Origin of the sequence: Candidatus Hamiltonella defensa 5AT (Acyrthosiphon pisum), assembly GCF_000021705.1 — a bacterium.
Classification (GTDB): Bacteria; Pseudomonadota; Gammaproteobacteria; order Enterobacterales; family Enterobacteriaceae; genus Hamiltonella; species Hamiltonella defendens.
In genome coordinates this window covers 1,289,965-1,313,227 of the sequence record NC_012751.1, presented here as the reverse complement: position 1 = coordinate 1,313,227, position 23,263 = coordinate 1,289,965, and the positions used below count along the sequence as shown (strand labels likewise).

The 23,263-nt window shown below is 44.1% G+C and carries 23 protein-coding genes and 1 pseudogene; 14 read left to right on the top strand and 10 right to left on the bottom strand.

Going from position 1 to position 23,263, the window contains the following annotated elements; all coding sequences use genetic code 11:
* The first annotated feature begins 32 nt into the window (after window positions 1-32).
* The 10 genes from HDEF_RS13245 (at window position 33) to icmT (ending at window position 6,750) form a co-directional block, all read left to right on the top strand.
* Entirely contained in the window at window positions 33-230 is a 198-nt protein-coding gene (locus tag HDEF_RS13245) for a hypothetical protein (protein ID WP_234809362.1), read from the top strand.
* A 10-nt stretch (window positions 231-240) separates the two neighbouring features.
* Complete coding sequence (locus HDEF_RS06430; protein WP_015873833.1) at window positions 241-750, top strand: type 4 pilus major pilin; 510 nt, start codon at window positions 241-243, stop codon at window positions 748-750.
* A gap of 252 nt (window positions 751-1,002) precedes the next feature.
* On the top strand, window positions 1,003-2,367 hold the full coding sequence (gene pilV, locus HDEF_RS06425) for a shufflon system plasmid conjugative transfer pilus tip adhesin PilV (RefSeq protein ID WP_015873832.1): 1,365 nt from the start codon (window positions 1,003-1,005) through the stop codon (window positions 2,365-2,367).
* Between the two features lie 49 nt (window positions 2,368-2,416).
* Window positions 2,417-2,848 (top strand): type IV pilus biogenesis protein PilM, encoded by a 432-nt coding sequence (gene pilM, locus HDEF_RS06420; RefSeq protein ID WP_015873831.1) that lies wholly within the window; start codon window positions 2,417-2,419, stop codon window positions 2,846-2,848.
* Between the two features lie 5 nt (window positions 2,849-2,853).
* The gene (locus HDEF_RS06415) at window positions 2,854-3,474 is read left to right on the top strand and encodes a prepilin peptidase (protein ID WP_015873830.1); all 621 of its coding nucleotides are present in this window, start codon (window positions 2,854-2,856) and stop codon (window positions 3,472-3,474) included.
* Window positions 3,475-3,516: 42 nt separating this feature from the next.
* Window positions 3,517-3,987 (top strand): lytic transglycosylase domain-containing protein, encoded by a 471-nt coding sequence (locus tag HDEF_RS06410; protein ID WP_015873829.1) that lies wholly within the window; start codon window positions 3,517-3,519, stop codon window positions 3,985-3,987.
* Window positions 3,988-4,040: 53 nt separating this feature from the next.
* Complete coding sequence (locus HDEF_RS06405) at window positions 4,041-4,484, top strand: DotD/TraH family lipoprotein (RefSeq protein ID WP_015873828.1); 444 nt, start codon at window positions 4,041-4,043, stop codon at window positions 4,482-4,484.
* On the top strand, window positions 4,481-5,290 hold the full coding sequence (locus tag HDEF_RS06400) for a type IV secretion system DotC family protein (RefSeq protein WP_015873827.1): 810 nt from the start codon (window positions 4,481-4,483) through the stop codon (window positions 5,288-5,290). Before HDEF_RS06405 ends, HDEF_RS06400 begins: the two co-directional genes overlap by 4 nt.
* Complete coding sequence (traJ, locus tag HDEF_RS06395; protein WP_015873826.1) at window positions 5,277-6,428, top strand: plasmid transfer ATPase TraJ; 1,152 nt, start codon at window positions 5,277-5,279, stop codon at window positions 6,426-6,428. Before HDEF_RS06400 ends, traJ begins: the two co-directional genes overlap by 14 nt.
* A gap of 61 nt (window positions 6,429-6,489) precedes the next feature.
* Window positions 6,490-6,750, top strand: a complete 261-nt coding sequence (gene icmT / locus HDEF_RS06390) for an IcmT/TraK family protein (RefSeq protein WP_015873087.1) — start codon at window positions 6,490-6,492, stop codon at window positions 6,748-6,750.
* A 194-nt stretch (window positions 6,751-6,944) separates the two neighbouring features.
* Here icmT and ltrA read toward each other — a convergent pair whose 3' ends face one another.
* Window positions 6,945-8,627, bottom strand: coding sequence for a group II intron reverse transcriptase/maturase (ltrA, locus tag HDEF_RS06385; RefSeq protein WP_012738021.1), 1,683 nt, complete (start codon window positions 8,625-8,627; stop codon window positions 6,945-6,947).
* 497 nt (window positions 8,628-9,124) lie between these two features.
* Here ltrA and HDEF_RS06380 point away from each other — a divergent pair, with 497 nt between their 5' ends.
* The gene (locus HDEF_RS06380) at window positions 9,125-10,117 is read left to right on the top strand and encodes a type IV secretory system conjugative DNA transfer family protein (protein WP_193432917.1); all 993 of its coding nucleotides are present in this window, start codon (window positions 9,125-9,127) and stop codon (window positions 10,115-10,117) included.
* Window positions 10,118-10,123: 6 nt separating this feature from the next.
* Here HDEF_RS06380 and HDEF_RS10975 read toward each other — a convergent pair whose 3' ends face one another.
* The 9 genes and pseudogenes from HDEF_RS10975 to mobA all read right to left on the bottom strand — a co-directional run bounded on the left by HDEF_RS10975 (window position 10,124) and on the right by mobA (window position 16,660).
* Complete coding sequence (locus HDEF_RS10975) at window positions 10,124-10,675, bottom strand: ProQ/FINO family protein (RefSeq protein ID WP_015873281.1); 552 nt, start codon at window positions 10,673-10,675, stop codon at window positions 10,124-10,126.
* Between the two features lie 21 nt (window positions 10,676-10,696).
* Complete coding sequence (locus HDEF_RS06370) at window positions 10,697-11,230, bottom strand: Rpn family recombination-promoting nuclease/putative transposase (RefSeq protein ID WP_234809491.1); 534 nt, start codon at window positions 11,228-11,230, stop codon at window positions 10,697-10,699.
* Complete coding sequence (locus tag HDEF_RS13240; protein ID WP_234809490.1) at window positions 11,208-11,357, bottom strand: Rpn family recombination-promoting nuclease/putative transposase; 150 nt, start codon at window positions 11,355-11,357, stop codon at window positions 11,208-11,210. Before HDEF_RS13240 ends, HDEF_RS06370 begins: the two co-directional genes overlap by 23 nt.
* A 183-nt stretch (window positions 11,358-11,540) precedes the next feature.
* Window positions 11,541-12,755 (bottom strand): annotated as a pseudogene (locus HDEF_RS11625) (reverse transcriptase domain-containing protein); the annotation flags it as partial.
* A complete protein-coding gene (locus HDEF_RS13235) occupies window positions 12,728-13,138 on the bottom strand; it encodes a reverse transcriptase N-terminal domain-containing protein (protein ID WP_234809361.1) in 411 nt (136 codons plus the stop codon). The gene HDEF_RS13235 and the pseudogene HDEF_RS11625, both read right to left, overlap by 28 nt.
* Window positions 13,139-13,684: 546 nt before the next feature.
* Window positions 13,685-13,963 carry an Rpn family recombination-promoting nuclease/putative transposase gene (locus HDEF_RS06360; RefSeq protein ID WP_044612263.1) on the bottom strand — a complete coding sequence of 93 codons (279 nt, stop codon included), beginning with the start codon at window positions 13,961-13,963 and terminating at the stop codon, window positions 13,685-13,687.
* A 5-nt stretch (window positions 13,964-13,968) separates the two neighbouring features.
* A complete protein-coding gene (locus HDEF_RS06355; RefSeq protein WP_015873283.1) occupies window positions 13,969-14,328 on the bottom strand; it encodes an HU family DNA-binding protein in 360 nt (119 codons plus the stop codon).
* Between the two features lie 130 nt (window positions 14,329-14,458).
* Window positions 14,459-16,351 (bottom strand): TraI/MobA(P) family conjugative relaxase, encoded by a 1,893-nt coding sequence (gene traI / locus HDEF_RS06350; RefSeq protein ID WP_015873824.1) that lies wholly within the window; start codon window positions 16,349-16,351, stop codon window positions 14,459-14,461.
* Complete coding sequence (mobA, locus tag HDEF_RS06345) at window positions 16,352-16,660, bottom strand: plasmid mobilization protein MobA (protein ID WP_015873823.1); 309 nt, start codon at window positions 16,658-16,660, stop codon at window positions 16,352-16,354.
* Between the two features lie 891 nt (window positions 16,661-17,551).
* On the opposite strand from mobA, the gene HDEF_RS06340 reads away from it, so the two are divergent.
* Genes HDEF_RS06340 through HDEF_RS13225 form a run of 3 tightly spaced genes read left to right on the top strand, consistent with a single transcriptional unit; the run spans window position 17,552 to window position 22,918 of the window.
* On the top strand, window positions 17,552-21,415 hold the full coding sequence (locus HDEF_RS06340) for a C80 family cysteine peptidase (protein ID WP_015873821.1): 3,864 nt from the start codon (window positions 17,552-17,554) through the stop codon (window positions 21,413-21,415).
* Complete coding sequence (locus HDEF_RS13230; protein WP_015873820.1) at window positions 21,391-22,365, top strand: calcium-binding protein; 975 nt, start codon at window positions 21,391-21,393, stop codon at window positions 22,363-22,365. The genes HDEF_RS06340 and HDEF_RS13230 overlap by 25 nt, the downstream gene beginning before the upstream one ends.
* Entirely contained in the window at window positions 22,322-22,918 is a 597-nt protein-coding gene (locus tag HDEF_RS13225) for a hypothetical protein (RefSeq protein ID WP_015873819.1), read from the top strand. The genes HDEF_RS13230 and HDEF_RS13225 overlap by 44 nt, the downstream gene beginning before the upstream one ends.
* Window positions 22,919-23,263 lie beyond the last annotated feature (345 nt).

The following is a 23,263-nucleotide window of genomic DNA, read 5'->3' as shown; positions in this document are numbered from 1 at the left end:
ATGAGTTCCCCAGCGAGGACGCGATCATCAAAATGCACAGTGTGTTTGAGACCTCGAATCAGGAAGGGGCGTTAGAGCGATTTGGAGAGCGATTGTTAGCAACCACCTTAATGCAGGTCGAACGGCAAGGGAATGTCATTAAATTAGTCAGTATGTTTGGGGGCACGGCTGCGACGGTCGGCATTGTGGGCATTATGTACAGCTTGATTGAAATCGCCTTCCACTTTTAAAGGAAAAAAAATGAACTCGTTAAAAAAAGGTATTTTTAATATCAGTGATGCCAGTATCGGTTGGGGTATGGCCTTTGTGGGGCTGGCGATGGTCGCGGCGGCGGGGATGGGGTTGTATGTCAAAGTCTATTCGACTTCAGCCGTCAGTAGTATCAACACCCTGCTCAACGAAACCAAATCCCTGCGCAGCTCTACGGATTATGGCACGGCCAGTTTGGTGCCCGCGCTTATTCGCTCAGGGGCGATCCCTAAAGGCATTTCGATTGTGGGAGACCGGCTTTTTAATGCCAGCGGCGGGGCCATCACCGTCACCGGCAGCGGAATCGGTTTTATTGTCTCAACAGCCGGCATGAATGAAAAAGATTGCATGAAACTCGCCACGACCTTAAGCAATGGAGATATCGCTTCGGTCCGAATCAACAGTGCGCCTGCGATGACGGGCGAGATATCACCGGCACAGGCCTCTGCCGCCTGTGTTGCTGGAAGAAACAATACGGTGACTTTTACTACGAATATGTAAGGCCCTTCATGTCTTGTCAATCACGGCTCAAAGAGACGGATTTTTTTCATTGATATCTCGACCATGATGACAGCAATATCAAAGGTCTCTGGGGATAAGGGTCTTTTTTTTCCTGCACCAGAACGGCTCTATGAAGATATGTCCAAATGAAAATCGGCTTGTTTTCAGTGTGATCACACTGAAAGATGATTTTAACAGTATTGATTAGCAGAGATTAAGACAACCTTCCGGCTCCCCATAGGAGAGAGAACAATGACATTTTTAAAAAAGGGCATCAGGCAGATCTCCGATGCCTCCATCGGCTTGGAGGTCGGGCTGTTTTGCTTTGCTCTGATCGTGGTGCCTTTGGTCTATGAGTTTAACAAAGACCAGCAGTACAGCACGGCGGCCAGCCATGCCCTGAGAGTAGAAAAAGCCACGCAAAAATACATGATGGATAACGCGTTGAGGATTGGAAGCCGTGCCACGGCGACGGCTCCTTATATCCTGGACGTGCCTCAACTGATTAATGCGGGGTATTTACCGGCCGGCTTTTCAGAGACCAATCTTTTTTCACAGCGTTATCACACCCGCATTGTTCAACCGGCCCCGTTAAAATTTCATCATATGATTTTTTTGACAGGCGGGGCTCCGCTGAGTTTGAGTGCCGCCCGGAAAATGGCGATGAGAATCGGAGGCAGCGGCGGTTACATCGAGGGCGGGTTAGCCAAAGGCGTGATGGGGAGCTGGACTGAACCCCTCTCGGCGTTTGGGGGCTATAACCCCGGAGAGGGTCATGTGGTCATCGCCGGATTTTTTTCTCAAGCGTCAGGCAAAAATGATTATTTGTATCGCCATTCGGTCCCCGGTCAGACGGAACTCAATACGATGAAAACGGCCCTCGATATGGATAAGAACGACATTAACGCGGTCAATACAGTCAATGCGAATAAAGTCAAAACCAATACCTTTCACGCCACAGGCTCAGCGCAAATTGAAGGTGCCCTTCGTTCTGGCGGCGACATGACCACAGACGGCTGGTTCATCACCCAGGGAGCCAAAGGGTGGTATTCCTCTGAGGGAGAAGGCGGATGGCATATGACCGATAAAACGTGGATTAAGGCCTATAACGGGAAATCGATTTATACCTCAGGCACCGTGCGGGGCGGCACGGTTCAGCTCGATCACATATCGATTTCGGGTCATAGATGTACTCCGAATGGGTTATTGAGCCGTGATGCGAGCGGGGCCATACTGTCCTGTCAATCAGGGGTATGGAAGGGAGCAGGGGGAAGCCACCTGTCACGCGCCGGAATGAATGCATTATCGGTAAAGTCCACAGGCGATTTTCATTTTGTTCTGGTCTCCATTTCATCCAGATTTTTTGCGGTCGACGGCTCACACACCGCCATGGCGAACTTTACCCTGTCGCTCAATGGCAGAGTGAGGGAACAGATCACGAACCGATTAAATGTCAGAAAAACCAGAGGGGGTGGCCACTACTGGGGCTACGAAACCGTGGGCGTCGTACAAAAACAATATCGCTTAAAAATAGCCCAGGGCGATCACCTCCGCGTGGCACTGAGCTCAGCCCATTACCACCTGAGCAGTGATATCAGAATCGATCTGTCGAATTAACGTCCCCCTCTACACTCTTGTTTCATTGAAATCACCCTGGAAGGACATCATGCTGAATCTCAATCGCGTGTTAGTGGTTTTTTTCATTTTTCTGGGTACGCATTTATTCAATACCCTGAAGGAAAAAGACGCCGAGGTCACATCACAGGTGACAGACAGTCTGTTCACCACGACCTTTCTACTGTATGCAGACAGGTTGTCGACCTTTAAAAAAAATCATCCTGCGTATACCGGTACGGTCAATGCTGATGGCTTACTTCCCCCTTGGTTAGGCAAAAAACCGGAGATAAGAATGCATATTGAAAATGGCATCGGTTATGTTGATATGCCCAATCAAGCGGGCCTGTATGCCGGGTTAATGAGCGCCACGGACCATTCCTCCCTGATGGGGGTCACCGATGAGCATCATCTCATCACGCTGTCCGGCCAAATCCCAAAGCCGCCGTTTATCCCTGAAAACCACCTTGTCTACATGAGATAACGACGATGATGCTGTTATTTTTATTGTCCTCGCTCAGCGCCCTGGTGATGGCCGTTTCCCTCCCTAAAATCATTGTCAGAGTGGAACAAAGCGTGATGGCTCAATGTGACGACCTCAAACCATCCCGTGAAACGACCCCGCCGATGTATCCGCTGGCCGCCGTCGCCCTATTGAATATTGCCCCGGTCTTTTATTGGTTTAATCCTGAACAGGGGTATTTATCGAGTTTTCTTTTTTTATTATCGGTTTCAAGCTACATCGATATCGTCCGGCGTTGGGTGCCGGACAGTGTGATTTTTTTGTTGAGTGGCTACAGCGTCTATTGTGTCTCCTCAGGCAGAATAGGCCCTTCACCCGAAGAAGCGTTCATGGCCACGGGCCTGTTTGTTTTTCCTTTTATCGTCATCAATGGATTCAGCTGGCTCAAAAAAAAAGTCTGGGTGTTTGCCTCAGGAGATATCTATATCGCCCTGTCCATCGGCTTATGGTTAGATAAAACAACGGCGGTCATGGTCGCCGGTCTGTCTATTTTACTGGCGTTGTTATACGGGTCAGTTTTTCGACAACCTCATTTCCCCTTTATTCCCTTTCTGCTTTTTTCTTTCTTGATGAATGGTTTTATCTGATTTTTTGAAAGGTGAAAGTGGGCTCTCTTTCAAGTCATCGTCATGAAAAAAACAGGATTGTTCTTTTTTCTGCTCACACTCTCTGGCCCTGCTGCCGCGCTTTGTTTTCAAGCCGCGGGGCTCCGTTACCAGTTAGATCCTGTGTTGCTGGAGGCGATGGCAATACAGGAAAGTGGTCTCAATCCCAGAGCGAGCGATCACAATAAAAATAAAGCGGGAAAGGTATTGAGTACCGATTTTGGATTGATGCAAATCAACTCCCTTCACATTCCCGCCTTAAAGACACTGGGCGTCATCAGGTCAAAAGAAGACCTGCTGAGCAACGCCTGTCTGAATGTTCAGATAGGTGCCTGGATTTTGGCCAGACATCTCAACATTTGCGGGCATCACTGGTCGTGCTTAGGCTCCTACAACGCGGGTTTTGCAAACAATAACCAACACCGCCGGATAAAATATGCCAGACAGGTGTATCGGCGTTATCAGCAATTGCGGAGTCAGCGCCAACACCCATAAAGCCCGCGCAAAAACAGACTTTTTCTCTTATTTTTTGATCGGAACCTCACCCCATGAAAAAAACCGGCGCTTTTTTGACAGGTTTGCTGCTGTCTGGCTGTCAAACGCCCAAAATAGAAAAACCGGCAAATCCCGCTTTTGAGAAGGCCGCGCGTTCTATTTCAATGAAGCAGGTAAAGCTCCATCAATCGGGGGCTTTACACCAAAAACGATCGCAGTTTGCTCAGCCCATTATGAGTGAAAACAACAGAGTGAACGTGGACTGGCAGGGAGATGCGCTGGCGTTATTGGCTCAATTAGCGCGTCAAAGAGGGCTCACCTTTGCCTGCAGTGGCCACCGGCTCCCTCTTCCGGTCAATGTCAGCGTGCAGGAGATGAGATTTGACGCGCTCCTTCGCCAGATTGAAACCCAAATCAGCTGTCGGGCGACACTCAAAAGACACCCACATAGTCTGCATCTGTTTTTTTCTCTCCCAGAAAAGGCAGGACACAGATGAAAAAATCAGGGCTGATGCTGTGGCTACTCATCCTCACTGGGTCGGCCTGGGCTCAAGAGCCAGAAAAAAAGCCCCCGCCGGATATCACCGCTTACCTTAATCCCTCAAACCCACACAAAGGCATGAGTGAGACGGTGCATCAAATGCTGACAGAAGCAGGGCACACCTTAGGATTTAGAGGCGGAAAAGCGCAGCGGGCATGGGAACTGCAAGGGGCTTTGAGACACAAAGAAAACATCCTCAGTACCCTCTATGATTTTCGAACCTTAATCAGCCCCCAAGGGTGGTTGCCCCCGGTCATCGTCTCGGCTCAAGACATCGCTCATATCACAGACGATCACATCCGCTCTGCCAGCCGAATCTACCACATCCTGTCTCCAGAACGATTTGTGAGCCATCCGCCCAGCTGGCGTCCGTATCTGATGGCAGGGTTAAGCACAACCACCACGGCGCTGCCTGACAACGCGGTACGACCGAAAAATGGCGAACAACGCACCGTTTGGCGAAAAGCGATAGAAAAAGGCTGGTCAGAAGGACGGGAAAGCGCAGACCGGATTTTAGAAGCCAATTTTCATCGTTTAACCCGGGATTATACGGGCATGCTGCAATATTCGACCCTGTTGCAACAAGGCATGATCACGCCCCCGAGGGTCACAGAGCAGCAACAAACGGTCGTGGGTACCCCAGATCAACTGATTTTAGGCGATAAAATAAAGCGCTTAAAACAACGCGCTCAATTCAACATCGATCACCTCGATTGGCAGCCCATCATCACGACGGAGAAAAAATCCAATGACGGCCAATAGCCTGCCGCCCTTTGATTTCAGCGCGGGATTAACGGCAGACACCCTGCGGCGATTTTTCGCCTGGTGTGCGAGTCACCAGGTCACCGACATTCATCTCCAGGGCGGCGCGCCCATGATTGTCGGCCGTTACGGGCGATTGATCAAAGCCAGTGCCTTTCGCCTGGAAGAGGCCAGATTAACCCAGTTAGTCGATGAGATATTTACGCCAGAAATCAAGGCGATGGTGAAATCAGGGCAGGGCGTTGATCGGGCACTCCAGCTCGAGGGCGATGCGAATGGACGCTACGGATTACCACGAGGAGAACGCCTGAGGTTTCGGGCCAATTTCATTCAAGCCACGGCGGGACGTCAGGAATTAACCATGGCCGTCACCTTAAGGCTCATTCCTTCCCACATCCCGACACTGGAGAGTTTGGTCATCGAGCCTGAGTTATTCAAAAATCTGTTGCCCCATAAGGGATTAATCTGGGTGTGTGGCGAAACCGGCTCGGGGAAATCAACGTTACTGGCGGCCATTTATCAATATTGTGGGCGTGTGTATCCCGATAGAAAAATCGTCACCTTCGAAGATCCCATTGAATATATTCTCGGCACGCCAGAAAATCGTTTGCCTCCGACCCAATCCCAAATTGGGCGTGACGTGAGCAGCTTTTCGGAAGGGCTGAGACTGGCGCTACGCCAGGCGCCTGATGTCATTGGGGTGGGAGAAATTCGAGATGGGGAGACCTTGATGGGGGCCATTGCCTGCGGCCAGTCAGGGCATCTGTGTTTGTCTACCTTGCACACCCATTCCCCCGCTGAAACCATTCCCCGAGCGGTCTTGATGTTTCCCCCAGACATGCGGGAAGCCGTCGCGCACGATTTGCTGGGAATATTACAGGTCATTGTCGTGCAGCAGTTATTACGCACCACAGACGGCCAACGCCAGGCCATTCGTGAATATCTGATTTTTGATGAAGCAGTGCGACAAGCGCTCTCTGAGTTGAATTACACCCAATGGAGCGCATGGATTAACCGACGTTTAAAAACGCAAAAAGCCCGTTTGGCTGACAAGGCATGGCAACTGTATCAAGAAGACCGGATTGCTGACGAAGAGCTCCTCAACGAAATGGAAGAGAGAAAGAAAAATACCCGCTGAACACTCAAAGATGTCTGATTTTTAATCCTCCTTATTTTTTACTCTCACAAAAGGAAATGCGATGACGTTATCCCCCTGGAGAGACGCTTCACGGCCTCTCACGATTTTGGGTATTCCAGCGCTGCTGTTACCGATTTATTTTGCCTGGTTTCGTTGGCCTACCTTGCTGACGCTCGCCATTTGTACCGCCCTGATTTTATTTTTTAAAGGGCTCTCCCTTTTTGGCGTCACGCTCACTGTGTTAACCCAAAGAGGGCTGCATCTGATGCGAGGTAATCCCGTCTTGGGGCGTCCCTGGTGGATTCGAAAATTTGTTGAATAACGGGAGACAGGCCTATGATGGCAACTGAAAAGACGTGGCTGGTCATTCCTTATGACGAGCTCTCGCTCGCCAAAGAGGCGGCCAAAAAGTTACCGCAGGGCGAAAATGCCCTGATTAGGTAAGCAGGCCGCAAGTGCCCACTCCCTCAAGAACCGTACGTGCGAGTTACCCCGCATACGGCTCACGCAACTTACTCACTTCAACATTTTTCCTTTTTTGCTATGTAATTGTCTGTGGCAATTAGCATGTAACAATCTTAGATTAGCCAGCTTGTTGTCACCCCCTTCAGCTTTAGGCTGAATATGATGAACATGCAATTGTTCACCATTGTCCAACTCTTGATCACAGAGAGGACAATAACCTTTCTGTCGCTTATAGAGGTTAACTTTGACACCGTAAATAAAAGGCTGTTTACGTGCCTGCCTATTACGCCAATAGTCACGCAATTCCGGATTGTCGGGGGAAGCATTTTTTGGAACTAGCCAATGACGCTGTATTTTTGTCCATGCATGCTTCCAAAGAAATCCACCGGTTGATTTATCCATAAATACTGAATAGTCTTCTCTACCTGGTATCTTGCCTAAGTAGTGTTTTCTTCGCCACCACCAGTGTTTATTGGGATGACGTCGATACAAATATCTACGTTGGCGGATCCACATCCATTGGTCTAATGCACTGAATGTTCTTTTTGAAGCACCAATACGATAGTAATTACACCATCCTATTATCTTGGCATTCAGTTGTCTTATTCCTTCTTGTGTCGGCATACCGATAATACCTTTCCAGGTCATTCTCATTTGCTGTTTGTACCTTTTCATCGACTCCTTTGAGGGCTTCGTTAACAATATATATCCCCGTTTTCTGTGGCGATTGTCATAATGTCGTATATTAAATCCCAGGAAGTCGAATCCTTCCTTCAAGTGTTTGATACTGGTTTTTTCTTCAGAAAGAGCTAACCCTCTCTGAGCTAACCAAATTTGCAACTTTATTTTGGCAGTTTCGCACTCTTCACGGGATTTACCGAATACGACAAAATCATCCGCATAACGAACTACTGCATAAGGTTGCCCTTGTTTTGGCGTGCCGTTTTTCCAGTATTGAATACCCAGTAAGGTCTCCATTCCGTGGAGTGCAATATTGGCCAGTAGTGGACTGATAATCCCGCCTTGCGGAGTACCTGCAACATTGGGTATATAGTTGCCATGTTCCAGCACACCGGCTTGTAACCATTGTTTAATCATGTTTCTTTCGGGGAATCCCCCGATTTTTTTTATGAGAAAATTATGGTCAATGTTGTCAAATGCGCCTTTAATATCTGCATCTAGTACCCAGTGCCGTGTCCCTCGTGCTCTGGCAATACAGAAAATTTTTTGTATTGCGTCATGGGCACTTCGCCCCGGTCTAAATCCGTAGCTGACTGGTTCAAATTTTGCTTCCCAATAAGGTTCCAGCGCCGATTTAACTATCGCTTGTCTACAGCGGTCGAGAATGGTTGGGATCCCAAGAGGGCGTTTTTTTCCATTCTTTTTTGCTATGTAAACTCGTTTTACTGGATAAACCTTTTCTGAAGTTGTTTGGCTTAATAACTTATAAAGATGTTCTCGTCCTTTATGGTCATTAATTACCTGATTATCTACTCCAGCCGTGTGTTTTCCCCGATTGACCTGAGTGACTTTCCTGATAGCCAGAAGATGGTTAGCTCTTGATTTCATCATGAGTTTTTGCAGATTTCTGACTTTCTTTAAGTCACCTGTTGCTGAAGCCCTATATATTCTTTGCCTTAGATTATTAATCATGGCTGTCACAACACGCCAGTTAATAGCATGCCATTCCAGTTGTTGTTCATAGTTTTGATTTATTACGTTTGCCATAGGCATCTAACTCTTCTAAATCAATTCATAACCTTGGTAAAGGATTATATGGGTAAGTCACCCGTTCCACGTCAGCCTCTTTTCAGAGTAAAGTAATTACCTCTATCAATCCTGTTATGATTTCCAGTTGCCTTTCGGCTGATTGCCTTCGCTTTTTGGAACGTCTTATGCCCACTGTCTCTTAGTATTTACATCAACACTAAAAGATTAATGGGGTTACCGTGTTTCACACCATGAAGATACATTGAGTGGGCTGCCTCCTCTATGCCGGGGAACGGGATCCGTCGTAAAGAACGAACACTCTTCTTTACCCGTTTCTAACTGTCGTTAAACTTCCCCATAACACGTCACATCTGATTTCGTGTTTTACTTGCTTACGACATTTTAATAACGGAGATTCACTTTATTCAACCCATTTCAGTTTTGCCTTGCCCCTATTTCTTATTCAGCTTAATACTTTAGTTAGGCTTTCATTCTCGCTTAGCACAAGAGAATTACTCCTCTTGCACCGAGTAAGTGGCAATAAGGTTTCGGATCAACCTTACCCTTTTTCAAGGGACTTCTGTGGTGCAACTTTCACGTCGCACACGCTCAGTCAAGATTTAGGCGGACAGTTAGAAGGAAAAAGAGAGGACGTGCTACTCAGCCAAAAATTTGCTCAAAAATTTCCTTACCCGATTATTTTTGACGAATTGGGCGCTTATTTTGCCTCAGGTCTTGACAAAACAGCCGCTCAAATGCGCTCTTTGCAATACATGCTCATGATAGCCGCACAGGATGTGCAATCCATGATGGACAAATCGATGCGCGAATTTTTGACGGTGAGCGCCAATCAGCGGACCAAATGGTTTATGGCCTTAGAGGATGCCCAGGACACCTTTAATCTGATTCGTTCTGCCGCAGGAAAAGGGTATTACAGCGAGCTGTCTTCCGTTAAGCGTAAAGGCAGTCTCAGTGGCAGTCGGTATGAAGACGCCGATACCCATCACATTCGTGAACGCGATAACATTGAACTCACGGAACTCAAAGCCCTCAACAAGGGGGAGGGCGTCATCGTATTTCAGGATGCCGTGGTACGAAGTGCCGCGATTTTTATTCCAGATGAGGAAAAATTGTCCTCAAAGCTTCCTATGCGGATTAACCGGTTTATAGAGCTCAAACGCCCTGATTTCGACGCATTATGTGAGGTTGTTCCAGAGCTCAGGCACAAAGGAGCCGCTTTTAAACAAGAGGTACAGGGAATTTTACAACGCTTAAAAACAGCTGACACTCAAGAGAATAAAGGCACTTTGAACGTCAAGCTGTTCGATAAAACACTCCATCATCTCTGTGAAATAACACAGAATTTGGACCACCGTAACGACCTGTCTTACACCCACGAGGAGCGAGGAATAATCCTGTTCGAAGCGGCGCGTCATTCCTTAAAAATAACCGAAGGGCAATACAGAGCAGACAAAGAGCCTAAAGAGATTACACTCGAACACTCAACACCCTGACGAATCTCACGGGTCAGGCCCCCTCAAATCTTCAGAAAAACAGCTTTTCTTGAGGCATTTTTGGGCAAACTGAGATTGCTCCTCGGTCACCTGCCCACAGGGCTGACCGTGCTTATCATACCGTTGAGCCCCCAGAACCCCTTGTTCAAGATAATCACGAGAGCGCGCTATCGCTCTAATGCAGCGGCGGAGCCCTTTTTTTGAAAGCGGTAACTCCTGTGTGTTGATGTCCTCATACAAATCCTCAAGGAGGTCTATTTTCATTAATTTGAGCCCATGACCAAACAAGGCGGGCCAATAAGCAGAAAGGGTCTCTACTGCATGCTCAAAAGAGACATTAGGCTGCTTGTGCGGTTTTTTTTTGACTTTAGGGGAAACTAACGGAAGACGTTTGGTCTCAGCCACTTTCTCTGGCTCTTTTTGCTTCGGTTTCTTTTTTAAGGCAATAAGGGGTGCACAGGGAGAAGCGCCCCTACGTGGATTCATCAAACAGGGGGTTTTGCTTTCTGACCTTCTGGGGCCTAAGGTCAGCGTTTTTTCAAAGGGGATGGAGTTCATGCGCTTTTTTATGAAGCCTCATCAATGAAATAACCGAGCGATGTCTTCCACAGGTAGCCCCGTATATTTTTGGATTTTTTCTGGACTTTCTCCATCGGCCATCAGCTTTTTGGCGATGGTCAGGGTAGCCTGTTTCAGGCCCTCTTCTTTACCCTGCTGTATCCCCTGCTGTATCCCCTGTTTTAAACCTTCTTCTAAGCCTTCCTTTCTCAGCTCTTCTGCTATCGTCATCACATTCTCCCGTTGAGTGGTCGAAGAAAGGGCCTCAAAAAATAACGGGCGAGAGGCCGTTTCTCCCTCTTGAAAGAGATAATACAACAAACTTTTAAACAGGTCATCGTTTAACGGGAAACGCTTATCCAGACGAATAAGATAAGGCGCGATGTCCATCATGTCACGAACTCGGACCAGTTTCTGGACCAGTTCAAGCCAGGCAATCATCCCATGCTTCAGAATGTCTTCTTCGGGAATAACCGTCACATCTACCAAAGTAAAAGGCTCAGAATCTAATCTCCGCGCGGCTTCTTTGTCATCAAAATAATCGAACCAATCCAGACTGTACGGGTAAGGACTCGTTTCTCCATGGTAGAATAACTGGCACGACCACCGGCAAGGTGTCGTTGCCCTGCTCCAGGTGCCGTTGCATGGCTGCCACCGCATACCTCAAAAGCCTAAACGCCATCAGTTTTTCAGGTTTGCTCTGATTAGGTAAGCAGGCCGAAAGTGCCCACTCCCTCAAGAACCGTACGTGCGAGTTACCCCGCATACGGCTCACGCAACTTACTGACTTCAACATTTTTCCTTTTTTGCTATGTAATTGTCTGTGGCAATTAGCATGTAACAATCTTAAATTAGCTAGCTTGTTATCACCCCCTTCAGCTTTGGGCTGAATATTATGAACATGTAATTGTTCACCATTGTCCAGCTCTTGATCACAGAGAGGACAATAACCTTTCTGTCGCTTATAGAGGTTAACTTTGACACCGTAAATAAAAGGCTGCTTACGTGCCTGCCTATGACGCCAATAATCACGCAATTCAGGATTATCGGGGGAAGCATTCTTGGTAACTAGCCAATGACGCTGTATTTTTGTCCATGCATGCTTCCAGAGAAATCCACCGTTTGATTTATCCATAAATACTGAATAGTCTTCTCTACCTGGTATCTTGCCTAAATAGTGTTTTCTTCGCCACCACCAATGTTTATTGGGATGACGTCGATACAGATATCTACATTGGCGAATCCACATCCATTGGTCTATTGCACTGAATGTCTGTTTTGACGCACCAATACGATAGTAATTACACCATCCTATTATTTTTTCATTCAGCTGCATTATGCCTTCTTTTGTCGGCATGCCAATGATCCTTTTCCAGGTCATTCTCATTTGCTGTCTGTACCTTTTAATCGACTCCTTTGACGGTTTCATTAACAACACATATCCCCGCTTTCTGTGGCGATTTTCATAATGTCGTATATTAAATCCCAAGAAGTCGAATCCTTCCTTCAGGTGTTTGATACTGGTTTTTTCTTCCGAAAGGGCTAACCCTCTCTGTGCTAACCAACTTCGCAACTTTATTTTAGCTGTTTCGCATTCTTCACGGGATTTACCTAATACAACAAAATCATCCGCATAGCGCACTACTGCATAAGGTTGGCCTTGTTTTGGCTTGCCATTTTTCCAGTATTGAATACCCAGCAAGGTTTCCATTCCGTGGAGTGCAATATTGGCCAGTAGTGGACTGATAATCCCTCCTTATGGAGTACCTGCAACACTGGGTATATAGTTGCCATGTTCCAGCACACCGGCTTGTAGCCATTTTTTAATCATGTTTCTTTCGGGAAATCCCCCGATTGTTTTTATGAGAAAATTATGGTCAATGTTGTCAAATGCGCTTTTAATATCTGCATCCAGTACCCAATGCCTTGTCCCCCGTGCCCTGGCAATACAGAAAATTTTTTGTATTGCGTCATGAGCACTTCGTCCTGGTCTAAATCCGTAACTGACTGGTTCAAATTTTGCTTCCCAATAAGGTTCCAGCGCTGATTTAACTATCGCTTGTTTACATCGTTCGAGAATAGTTGGGATCCCAAGAGGGCGCTTTTTCCTATTCTTTTTGCTATGTAGACCCGTTTTACTGGATAAATCTTTTCTGAAGTTGTTTGGCTTAATAACTTATAAAGGTGTTCTCGTCCTTTATGGTCATCAATGACCTGATTATCTACTCCAGCTGTGTGTTTTCCCCGATTGATCTGTGTGACTTTCCTGATAGCCAGAAGATGATTAGCTCTTGATTTCATCATGAGTTTTTGCAAATTTCTGACTTTCTTTAAGTCACCTGTTGCTGAAGCCCTATATATCCTTTGTCTTAGATTATTAATCATGGTTGTCACAACACGCCAGTTGATGGCGTGCCATTCCAGTTGTTCATGGTTTTGATTTATTACGTTTGTCATTGACATCTAACTCTTCTAAATCAATTCATAATCTTAATAAAGGATCCTATGGGTAAGTCACCCGTTCCACGTCAGCCTCTTTTCAGAGTGAGGTAGTTACCTCTATCAATCCTGTTATGATTTCCCGTTCCCTTTCGGATGATAGCCTTCGCTTCTTGGAACGTCTTATGCCCACTGTCTCTTTCATATTTACATGAACATGAAGAGATTAATGGGGTTACCGTGTTTCACACCATGAAGATACATTGAATGGGTTGCCTCCTCTATGCCGGGGAACGGGATCCGTTGTAAAGAACGAACACTCTTCTTTACCCGTTTCTAACTGTCGTTAAATTTCCCCTTAACACGTCACATCTGATTTCGTGTTTTCGTTGCTGACGACATTTTAATCACGGAGATTCACTTTATTCAGCCCATTTCAATTTTGCCTAGCCCCTATTTCTTATTCAGCTTAATACTTTAGTTAGGCTTTCATTCTCGCTTAGAACAAGAGAATTACTCCTCTTGCACCGAGAAAGTGACAATAAGGTTTCGGATCAACCTTACCCTGATTCAAGGGACTTCTGTGGTGCAACTTTCACGTCGCACGTGCTCCAGCAAACAATATAAATACCCGTCCTTTCCCGTCGGGGTTTCAAACGAATACACCATATCGGAATGAGATTGCTTCAAAGTCGGCTCAACAAAAGAACCCGACACCCTTTTCAACGAAGACAGGCAGACTTGACTCAAAACATCCGCCGGAAGATGCACTTCAAAAAAATTGCGGGCGAGGGCAATATCTCCCAAAAACTGCTTAAACAAAGCGTCGTGCGGCAGAAACATTTTCATGGAAGTCACTTTTTCCTAGATGACAAGGACGATGACTTTTTCTTCGCTCCGCTTTTTGATTTTTTAGCCACTTTAGTTTGTTTGGGCGCTTGTAAATGAACGGAGTCTTTCAGACTTTTCCCCGCAGAAAACACAGCGACTTCACGAGCAGGGGTTTTGATTTTTTCACCCGTTTTGGGATTACGAGATATCCGCTCTTTGCGATGGCGGACTTTAAAAGTCCCAAATCTGATGATTTGCACCGGCTCTTTTTTCCCCAATGCTTCGATAATACTCGAAAAAACAGCGGTGACCGCCTCGGTTGATTGCGCCTTCGTCAGGCCAGACTTGTCTCGGACTTGCTCAATTAACTCAGTTTTATTCATCCTTTATCCTTTCAAATTGTTATCAAATATACCGCCCGATAAATACGCTATCTCTGCCCATTTTTAACGAAATATCAACAAACAACAACCCATTTCCAACAAATGATAAAAATAAAAAGGGGCGATGCGCTCAGGGAGTCAAATTCGGAGAATCAAATACAATGGGAGCGGGTTTATCTTGAGACCGCATTTCACAGACCCGTTTCTGCTGAATAGGGTCTGTTAACCTCAAGGCAGTCTGACCCATTTCATTGAAATCTCGAACCAACGAACACGCTTTCTCAACGTACTCCCGCGGACCCGAGAAAACCCGTTTCTCTCCACTTTTTTGCTCTGCCAAATGTAACCCCGCCACCATATTGTCCCCCTCGTTTTCAAACGGTCTGGCCATCTCAATGGTTTCCCCTCGGTCAATCATTTGGGTGATTCCTTCCTTTTTGTATACAATCGCCCCGTCACGGTGGATATGATGGGTATAGCCTTTGAGCTCAACCGGCGCAATATCATCTGAAACGGCACATTCAATGACCGTATCACTGAGGTAAGCCGTGCGCTCATCCCGCTTCGCTTGGTAAGCCCACCCTCTTAACTGGCTAATGGCCGCTTTATCCCCTTTTAACGCCTGCTGTTCCACCCAAACACGATAAGACAGTCGCCTATTTTCTGGAGAACGATACCAGTTCTCCCGCTCTTCCTTTAATTTTAAACGCAACTCGGCCATCGCTTTTTCTCGCTCAAAAGCCAACACATGATAGGCCAGTTTTCTCATTAAAGGATCGCGCACCGCAACACACACATGGGCTCTTCGGAAACGAAAGGTCATGGAAAGAGTTCTGAAACGATTTTTTGCGTCAAAAGAAGGGCATTTCGCTTCTTTTTTGTCATGTTGATAACGCAATTTTAACTCTTCTCGGGCCTCAGCACGTTCTAATCGGCGAGTCATTCGAGCTTGATGATCACGCAAATGAAGTCGATCATCATAATGTGAACTCACCATATAGTTTGTTAAGGTCACCTCCCCTTGTTCATTTTTAAATTCCATCACTCGGGGCGCACTTTCAAATTCGCCAAGGCGAGGCACTAATTTCGAAAGAGTGAGTTGAGGATGTAAACTGCTGGCCTTCAAAGGAGTCTGTTCAGGATGTACGCGATCATAAATAGCCAAACCTCGGTCCTTCTTTTTCAGTTCCAGTCCCGCCCTAATCAAAACAGCATGGAATCGCTCCCAATAGAGGTTTTTTTCTCCCAGAATCTTTGAAATCTCTTCACGACATTCACGCACCGCATAACCATAAAAGCTTTCCTTATCTGAATAATATTCCAGTTTCTTAGCCTCAATAGGCATGGGTTTTTGATGAGAGTACGAACGAACAACCTGATGATGGTCGTTAATCACATAGCACCCATGAGTTCTCGTCCAGCCATACTTTAATTCCATTTCTCTACTGGCTTTATGTAATTTAGAAATATCATAGGCATCATCGGCAACTTTATAAGTCACAGGATGGATCCGATTCGCGGCAACATGACAATGCAGATGGTCTGTATCTCGATGAATCGCAGTCACGTATTGATGGTCAGACATCCCCAAGGCTTTAAGACTATGACGCGCGCTTTCAAAAATCTGTTCTACCGTCGGAGAGTCCGTCTCCGGCCAGGATAAAAAAAAGTGATAAACGGGATCTTTACAACGCGTATTTTTTAAAGCAACTGCTTGCATTTCTACCGCCGCTGTGGCCACGCTCAGTGTATTCGTTTCGCATAAAACCTGATCAAAAAGAACCTGATGCCGACCATCAGGAAATCTCTCAGTGATAAGGCTTTTATCCGCATCTCCGTGACGATGAATGTAACCCATTAAGCGTTCAAAAATGGCTTCTTTTGATTGAGATAAACGGGCTTTTTGGCTCTCTGGATCAATCACGTCATCATGATGATGGTCATCACGAGTCGTCGTATAGGCCAATAAAGTGAGAAAACTTGATTTTCCATCCCTCCGTTTTTTTGCCTTACCCACAATCATTTATTCTGCCCGCCCTAAGGTTAAAATAGCTTCCTGGATAGCCACGAAAACTTGTGCATATTCTTCGCTTAGAACGCCCTTCCCTTCATTAAAAAGACGTTTCTGTAGAGACCCTAATCGACTCAATTCCATCACTAATTCCGGATCAAAGTGAGTTTTTATTTTGCGATTTAACCCACAGCGAATGAGGTAAGTACTTAAATTCAAACCTGCCGATTGGGCTTTCTCTTTGAGATGCTCTTTTTCTTCTGGAAAGCAACGAATACTGGGAATAAGGGCCGTTCTTTTTCGTTTTTCACTTTGGCTCATGGCGTTATTTTCTATGGAGTAAATAAGAATTCTTTCTTAATTGGGGTGTCGGGGCGAAGCCCTGACCAAGAGTTTTGAAGGGCCGCTTGCTTGCAAGCGGTGCTTCAAAACATATCTAGTCCTCTTTGTTAAATAGCAATTTTGATATTATGGCTTAATTTCTTTGGGGTGTCATTATTGACGATAAAAATCTCTTCTGTACAGATAAAGTACTTTGAGATTTGAGTTAATTTTTTTACGCTAAATTTAAAATATTAAATTTTTTTTACAGATATAACTGTATTAAAAATTAAAAAAATCATAGTGAAGAGATTGAAATAATCATGCGGGAAGTGAGTAGGATTCGAAAGGTAAAAATAAGCGGGTAATATGGAATTTTTTATCCAGTTAAATTGTTTTCTTATTTAGCAGAAAAGATAAAACTCACTAAAACCAGAAAATATTTTTTGAAAATGGAAAAAGTAAAATGGCTTCTAAAAATATGACACAGTTGAAGAACTTGAAAAAGCAAAAGAAATGCTAGAAGAATGACCTGACCTCAAGACAATGAGACTCACTAAAAACGCGGTCTTGAATAATTTAAAAGCACAAATCATTAAATTAGCCTTAAATAAATGCTACGTTTCATAGGTATAAAAGTGACATTAAAAGATATTCAAAAATTCCTAATAAAAAGAAATTTCACGTAGATATCTTTCCATTTTCAATCGAACCCAATTATCTACCCTTGAAGAGACAAAAATTAATCTTCAGTTAAAAAATTACATAAAAATTTGAAAAAAACTCACAAAAATCTCTGTAAGTTTTTTTTAATTTTTAATTACTTCAGTAGTATTATGCACCAACGACCCTTATCAGTACTTTTATATTTTTTAAGGATGAAAAATATCTATGACTCAAAAGCCATCTCCCTCAGATTTTTTTATTACTCATCATCAATCTGATGTGCCCATTCGTCGTACTAAACGCACGCCGCCTGATTTTGTAACCGTTGATCAATGGGAGGGTCTATCTCAACCTGTCATGACAAGGTCTGACGGCGGTTCGACCCGATATGCAGGACAACTCATTATTCAGCTAGAAGACAAACCGGGGGTTCTCAAGTATGCCGTCAGACTCGCGGAAAAACACCCAGGCTCTGTCTTAGTCCAACTCGATAAAAAAAATCATTATCGCGTGTTATCCGGCTCTCCAAAAACTCTTCAAGGCAAATTGCGTTGGCAATTAGTAGGACACTCCAATCCATCTCCTGAAAAAACATCCCCTTATATTCGGACCATGTCTGGCATGACACCTGCTGATTTAGCCGACCTTTTAAAAGTTTTTAAACAACGTTTTAATAAAGAATATTCTATCAACAGTACTCCAAACCGGATCAGTTTAGTGTCATGTCGACTGATCGATCACCTCCCTGAAAATTTTGCCACTCAATTTGCTCATGCAATGAAACAACAGGGTATTCAGGCTGAAATATCGGCCAGAGTATCACTGGTGTCTGTTCCTTTACATGGTCATGGAAAAAAATTCACCCGTAAAATGACATCAGTAAATCAGGCTCAGACCGCAGGAGAAACCTTACTATTAGGCTGGAACCAAAAAAGAGAGCTGATACATAAAAAGCACAGCAGTGCTTTTCGGTTGTTGTATCCTGTATTAAAGGATTGGGCACCAAACAATTTTACAGATCCTAAAATAAAAAGTCAGAAATTTAAGTATCTCGTTTATCCTTCTTCAATTAAAAATTTAATACACCGCAAAGACATTTTTTCAAAAAACATTCAGGATAAAATCAGAAAGTGGGATTTGATGTCTGCCAGTATCCTCTCAGATGAGACCCTCAGAGGCTATACAGTCGGGGTGATATTGGAGGTCCCTGAACAAAATATTTTGGCCGCCGCTCCAGATGAAAGCATTTTTGAGCCCAATGTAGACGGTTTTGTAAAAAAATCCGGGGCGGACTTCCCTTCAATAAAAACAAATATTTTTCAAAAACTCAATGAGATTAGTCATCCCAAGAACACCATAGAAATTAATGGTCTGTTATCGAATCAATTATTTCACTACCGACAAAGAATCAGCGGACCTGATGATATTATCAAAAAAACATCGGGGCGAAATACAGTGCTGGTAACGGGACGACCTTATATCAATATTTATCCCGATTATCCTGTGACAAAAGACATTAAAATCACCGGGCTGTTTTTGATATATTCTGATCCCCCTAAAAACACAGGGGAGGCGCCCAGTTTTTCTTCTTCAGAGCCTGTTTCTTTGAAAGATTTAGGGGTATTACGTGAGGCGGCTCGAGATATTACCCAAGAATTAGGCATTGAATTAAAGGTCATCAAAATACATCGGGAGACTGATGATGCACAGGGTCATCATAAAAATATTCCCCCCAAAATCAATCAAAAGACATCAATCAGTCCCTCAGAAATGACCCATGGTCAAAAAAATCTCGGGTCTTCTTTAACCGAAAACTTAAAACGAGTTTGGACCTTGGTCAATGACCTCTGCTCTAACAAGTGGACATCCTTTAGCCCCAGTGATCTCAAAATATTAACGGATTTTTTTCATCTCCCCTCAGGAGGACTCGACTGGCAAAAATTATACCAGGTATTGTCCGATCGAATGTTTTATTCTCAATTTACGACTCAAATACAAAGCTTGATGCAATTAAGTGACACTCATGGTCAATTCATGAACTTAACAGGCCAAGAGGCTTTAAATCGCATCGCTCAATGGGACAACTTTGTTGTCGAAAATATGGTGCGTTGGAACGAACGGATAAAATTGTACAATAAAATCCCTGGATTTGGCCCTCAAATTCATCCTGGCATACAAGCGATGTATATTGATGATGGCAGTGACTTGGCGCAAAGAAAAGCGAGAAAAGTGAGTTTAGCTTATTTAAGCTTACTCAGGCTGGATGATAAGGCTTTACGTGTAAAATTACTCGATGCATTTCAATCTCATGCTGAGATAAACGAACAAAAAATATTTTCTCAAGGGGATGCTCAAGACCCCAAAAATTTTGGGCCGCTGATTGACCAGCTGGAAGAAAATTCTGCTTTTATTGCAAAAGGTCTCCAGAGCCTCGATCAATTTTTTAACACCCTGGATAATGAAAAGGCGGGATATTACCAGCTACGTATGGGGGAACATATTTTAGCGATAGCGAAACGTCAGGGAGAAGATGAAAAAATCCATTGGTACGTCTATGATGCGAATTTTGGTGAAATATCGATGACCAGTGATAAATTTCAAAACACCAGTGACCCTCTGAGATTAATGTTACAGGACTATTTCACGCACTTAAAGAATGTACGTCAAGAAAACGGGACAGGGGTATTTGATGTTTATCAGTTCAATTCTGATCACATGTTTAAAACCTCTTCTTTTAAACAATTAAAAGAATTTATCAGCAATACTGATGGCTTGTTGCACACTTTATCGACCCATAAATTTTTTAAAACACACAAAAACAGGGGTAACACACAACAAGTTGGCAAGCTATCTCGTACAGTCGATATGTTGGGAAAAGCACATCAAGGACTCTCCTGGATCCGATCTTTAACATTCCTATCTCATTACTGGCGGCGGCGTTATTCAGACCAATTAATGGAATCCCAAAAACAGGCCCTAGACTTCGAAGCTCAGCTTGCCATGGCGGGTCTTATGTACGATGTGGGGAGTACCTTTTTAGAATTGGGTTTTAGTAAACTGGGATTTCAACTGATTCAAAAGTTCTCTTCTCAGTCCGTTGGGGTGTTTGCTTCTAGAATCCAGCGGTTGCAGTTTAAAGCAGGACTCAAGCTGGCTCGATATGGCGGCCCTTTCTTAAATATCTTGGGGGCCGGTTTCGATATTTATCAAGCACAAAAAACTGCCACTGAACTTAAAACAGCGACTGAACCGGATATTCAACAAGACTTAAAGGTCAGTATAGCCCTTTCTTCTTTAGGCGCTTTTATCAGTCTCACCAGCGGCCTGACATTCTTAGCCCTAAGCGGAAAAATGGCATTAATGGGCGGCATGATGGGGATAGCCTTGGGAATGTTGACCGCTGTAGTGGGGGGGATTTATTTCTCAGTGCGTGAAGTTCAACAAATCGAGCGCTACGCCACCTTGACAGGATCACAAAAATTACGGACCGGATGGTTGAAATTTTTGGGCTCAGAAATTGACACAGAAGTCGCTAATCAGGTCACAAAAGGACAGGCAGAAAAACAGGCTAAAGAAAATATTCATCAACAGTTTAAAACACATTTTCAAGCATTATTGGATTCAGATAATGAAATAGAAGCGGTGTATTACACCACAGGACCCATCATTTTAAGCGGATGTCCTTATAAAAAATTAACAGGAAGAAAACGGGCTGACTTAGCTCTTACCGTTTCTAAACTAAATCGAAATATCTTCACAAAATACATCAAAGATAAAATACTGCCCTCACAAGCTGGGGCTATATTATTAGACCATAGAAGAAAAAAAGAGGGGCAATTTTCTCTTTATGTTGATCTCACTTTAGAAAACAGTGAGTACAAATTTTACGACTTCGAAGGACTTTCAGCTACTCATGACAAGATCTCTCTTGATACTGATGTGCTTTCAGAGGGCATTTTATCTGTCAAAAGACAGAGCCAACTTTCCAGTACCTCATCGCCCTCTGTTCCCCCTATAAAGGCGGATCCCCCTGATTCTACAAAACCGGCTAAAATTTATTTTTTTTGGGCGCGGGAAACGATGAGGTAGTCGGTTATAAAGAAAAAAGGAATATCTTTGATATCGGTGACGGTACCAAAAATTTCAAAGGGGGCGGTCAATCAGATACTTTTATCTTTAGGGGGAATACTCCTCCCCCTAAACCCAGCGTATTAGATGGAGTGAGGGGTTCTAATCTTCTAATAGCCAACAAAAAACCATCACAAGGGGGATACCGTGTCGATCTTCAGGCAGGGTATTTTTCTTTCACCGAGGGAGATGACTCTAAAAAAATAGCCACATTAAAAAACATTCATCACATAGAGACCTGTCCAGAAACAGACGATGTGATTTGGGGTAACGATCAAACAAATATCCTCAATGGAAAGGGAGGGGAGGATAAACTGATTGGATTTGATGGCAATGATATTTTAGTGGCGCAGGCCGGCAAGATGGAGGGAGGAAAGGGCACAGATTGTTATCGTGTTTTACAAAATACCCACGGCGAACCCGCGACATTAATCATCAAAGAAGAAGATGATCCAGAAGAATTCAGCCATGTTTTTTTGGATTATTCCGTGGAGCAAATTATCAGTATTAGAAGGCTCAAGCAGAATGTACTCATTGAATTACGCAATAACAATGACAGTATCACCACCTTAACATTATCTTATCTCTATTTTCTCTCAGTTGAGAGACCACAAAGAAGGTTAACCACCCAATATATTTTTTATACCCAAGAGGGCGTCATCTTCTCGGGCCTCCCTTCTGAAATTGCATTCAATTTCAACGAAGAAGAACCGGAGCCGCTGACTTTAATAGCACAATATGCTCAAAAATTTGATCAAAAGTTTACTCCGCCTGAATACGAAAGCGAAAAATATCCCTTAATCATTCAAAAAATGGCCTATCAGAAAAACAGGGGGGGTTATCGATATCAGGGGCGAAAAAAAAATATTGCCGGATTTTTTGAGATTAGTTCCGCAAGAAACGGGTTTTGATGATGACTTACAGGGAAATGAGCTCAACAACACCTTACACAGCAAAACAGGGGAAGATATTTTAGAAGGCAAAGAAGGACGAGATATGTACATCATCGAAGACAGACCCACGGGAACACAGGTGAGCATTTATAATTATGATGAACCTGAAACAGGCGAGCCTGAGCAAGACATTGTCCTAGTGCCTTTTTTACTCGATGATATTGAAATAAAACAAGAAAAAGACCATGTGATTTTGAGTCATCTCGATTCTCCCACAGAACATGTCACTATTCGTTTGATGAATTTTATGCGCGATGAAAGCGATAGGCATCTTTCCATCATGGATAAAGAGGGACGTGTGCACACAGTGAAACTCAACTCTAACCATGAACCAGACCTCGTTGTAGATCAACTGTTCCCAGATATGACAGTGAACAATGGCGATAATATCTTAAGCCAATTGAGGCAAAACATGACTGAATTGTCAGAGGTAGAAAAAGTATTCCATGTTTCTAGCGACCAAATTTCTCAGACAATTTCGCAGACAATGATACCTTCGGTTTCATCTTAAAGCATCTACGATCACGCTGTATCTTTTGGTTGGTTAGACTAAATTTTTCGAGGCGGGGTTTGGGGAAAAAAAGAAAAGTAAACCCCGTTAATCGGGCATTTTAAGTGGCCAAAAATCAGGGGTATAATTTTTTCACCCGTTTTGTCGACCATGCCCCTTTCCTGTAAACAAAAAAGCGTACTGTCAAAAATGTGACTGTCTTCAGGCGTTTCTTCTTCCGGCCAAGGCAAAATGAAATGTGTTTCATAAGACATTAAATTTGCACTTAAAAGCACAGGAGTAAAAGTAGCATTAAGAGATATTCAAAAAATGATTTCTTCTAAAAAATAGAAAAATAATCATTAA

Excerpts from the sequence above, each read along its gene's own strand:
- HDEF_RS06405 (WP_015873828.1), top strand. The coding sequence starts at position 4,041 with ATGAAAAAAACCGGCGCTTTTTTGACAGGTTTGCTGCTGTCTGGCTGT.
- HDEF_RS13245 (WP_234809362.1), top strand. The coding sequence starts at position 33 with ATGCACAGTGTGTTTGAGACCTCGAATCAGGAAGGGGCGTTAGAGCGA.
- traJ (WP_015873826.1), top strand. The coding sequence starts at position 5,277 with ATGACGGCCAATAGCCTGCCGCCCTTTGATTTCAGCGCGGGATTAACG.
- pilV (WP_015873832.1), top strand. The coding sequence starts at position 1,003 with ATGACATTTTTAAAAAAGGGCATCAGGCAGATCTCCGATGCCTCCATC.
- HDEF_RS06410 (WP_015873829.1), top strand. The coding sequence starts at position 3,517 with ATGAAAAAAACAGGATTGTTCTTTTTTCTGCTCACACTCTCTGGCCCT.
- HDEF_RS13235 (WP_234809361.1), bottom strand. The coding sequence starts at position 13,138 with ATGTCAATGACAAACGTAATAAATCAAAACCATGAACAACTGGAATGG.
- traI (WP_015873824.1), bottom strand. The coding sequence starts at position 16,351 with ATGATTGTGGGTAAGGCAAAAAAACGGAGGGATGGAAAATCAAGTTTT.
- HDEF_RS13240 (WP_234809490.1), bottom strand. The coding sequence starts at position 11,357 with ATGGCGTTTAGGCTTTTGAGGTATGCGGTGGCAGCCATGCAACGGCAC.
- HDEF_RS06415 (WP_015873830.1), top strand. The coding sequence starts at position 2,854 with ATGATGCTGTTATTTTTATTGTCCTCGCTCAGCGCCCTGGTGATGGCC.
- icmT (WP_015873087.1), top strand. The coding sequence starts at position 6,490 with ATGACGTTATCCCCCTGGAGAGACGCTTCACGGCCTCTCACGATTTTG.
- pilM (WP_015873831.1), top strand. The coding sequence starts at position 2,417 with ATGCTGAATCTCAATCGCGTGTTAGTGGTTTTTTTCATTTTTCTGGGT.
- HDEF_RS06340 (WP_015873821.1), top strand. The coding sequence starts at position 17,552 with ATGACTCAAAAGCCATCTCCCTCAGATTTTTTTATTACTCATCATCAA.
- HDEF_RS06355 (WP_015873283.1), bottom strand. The coding sequence starts at position 14,328 with ATGAATAAAACTGAGTTAATTGAGCAAGTCCGAGACAAGTCTGGCCTG.
- HDEF_RS10975 (WP_015873281.1), bottom strand. The coding sequence starts at position 10,675 with ATGAACTCCATCCCCTTTGAAAAAACGCTGACCTTAGGCCCCAGAAGG.
- HDEF_RS06430 (WP_015873833.1), top strand. The coding sequence starts at position 241 with ATGAACTCGTTAAAAAAAGGTATTTTTAATATCAGTGATGCCAGTATC.
- HDEF_RS06400 (WP_015873827.1), top strand. The coding sequence starts at position 4,481 with ATGAAAAAATCAGGGCTGATGCTGTGGCTACTCATCCTCACTGGGTCG.
- mobA (WP_015873823.1), bottom strand. The coding sequence starts at position 16,660 with ATGAGCCAAAGTGAAAAACGAAAAAGAACGGCCCTTATTCCCAGTATT.
- HDEF_RS06360 (WP_044612263.1), bottom strand. The coding sequence starts at position 13,963 with ATGAAAATGTTTCTGCCGCACGACGCTTTGTTTAAGCAGTTTTTGGGA.
- ltrA (WP_012738021.1), bottom strand. The coding sequence starts at position 8,627 with ATGCCTATGGCAAACGTAATAAATCAAAACTATGAACAACAACTGGAA.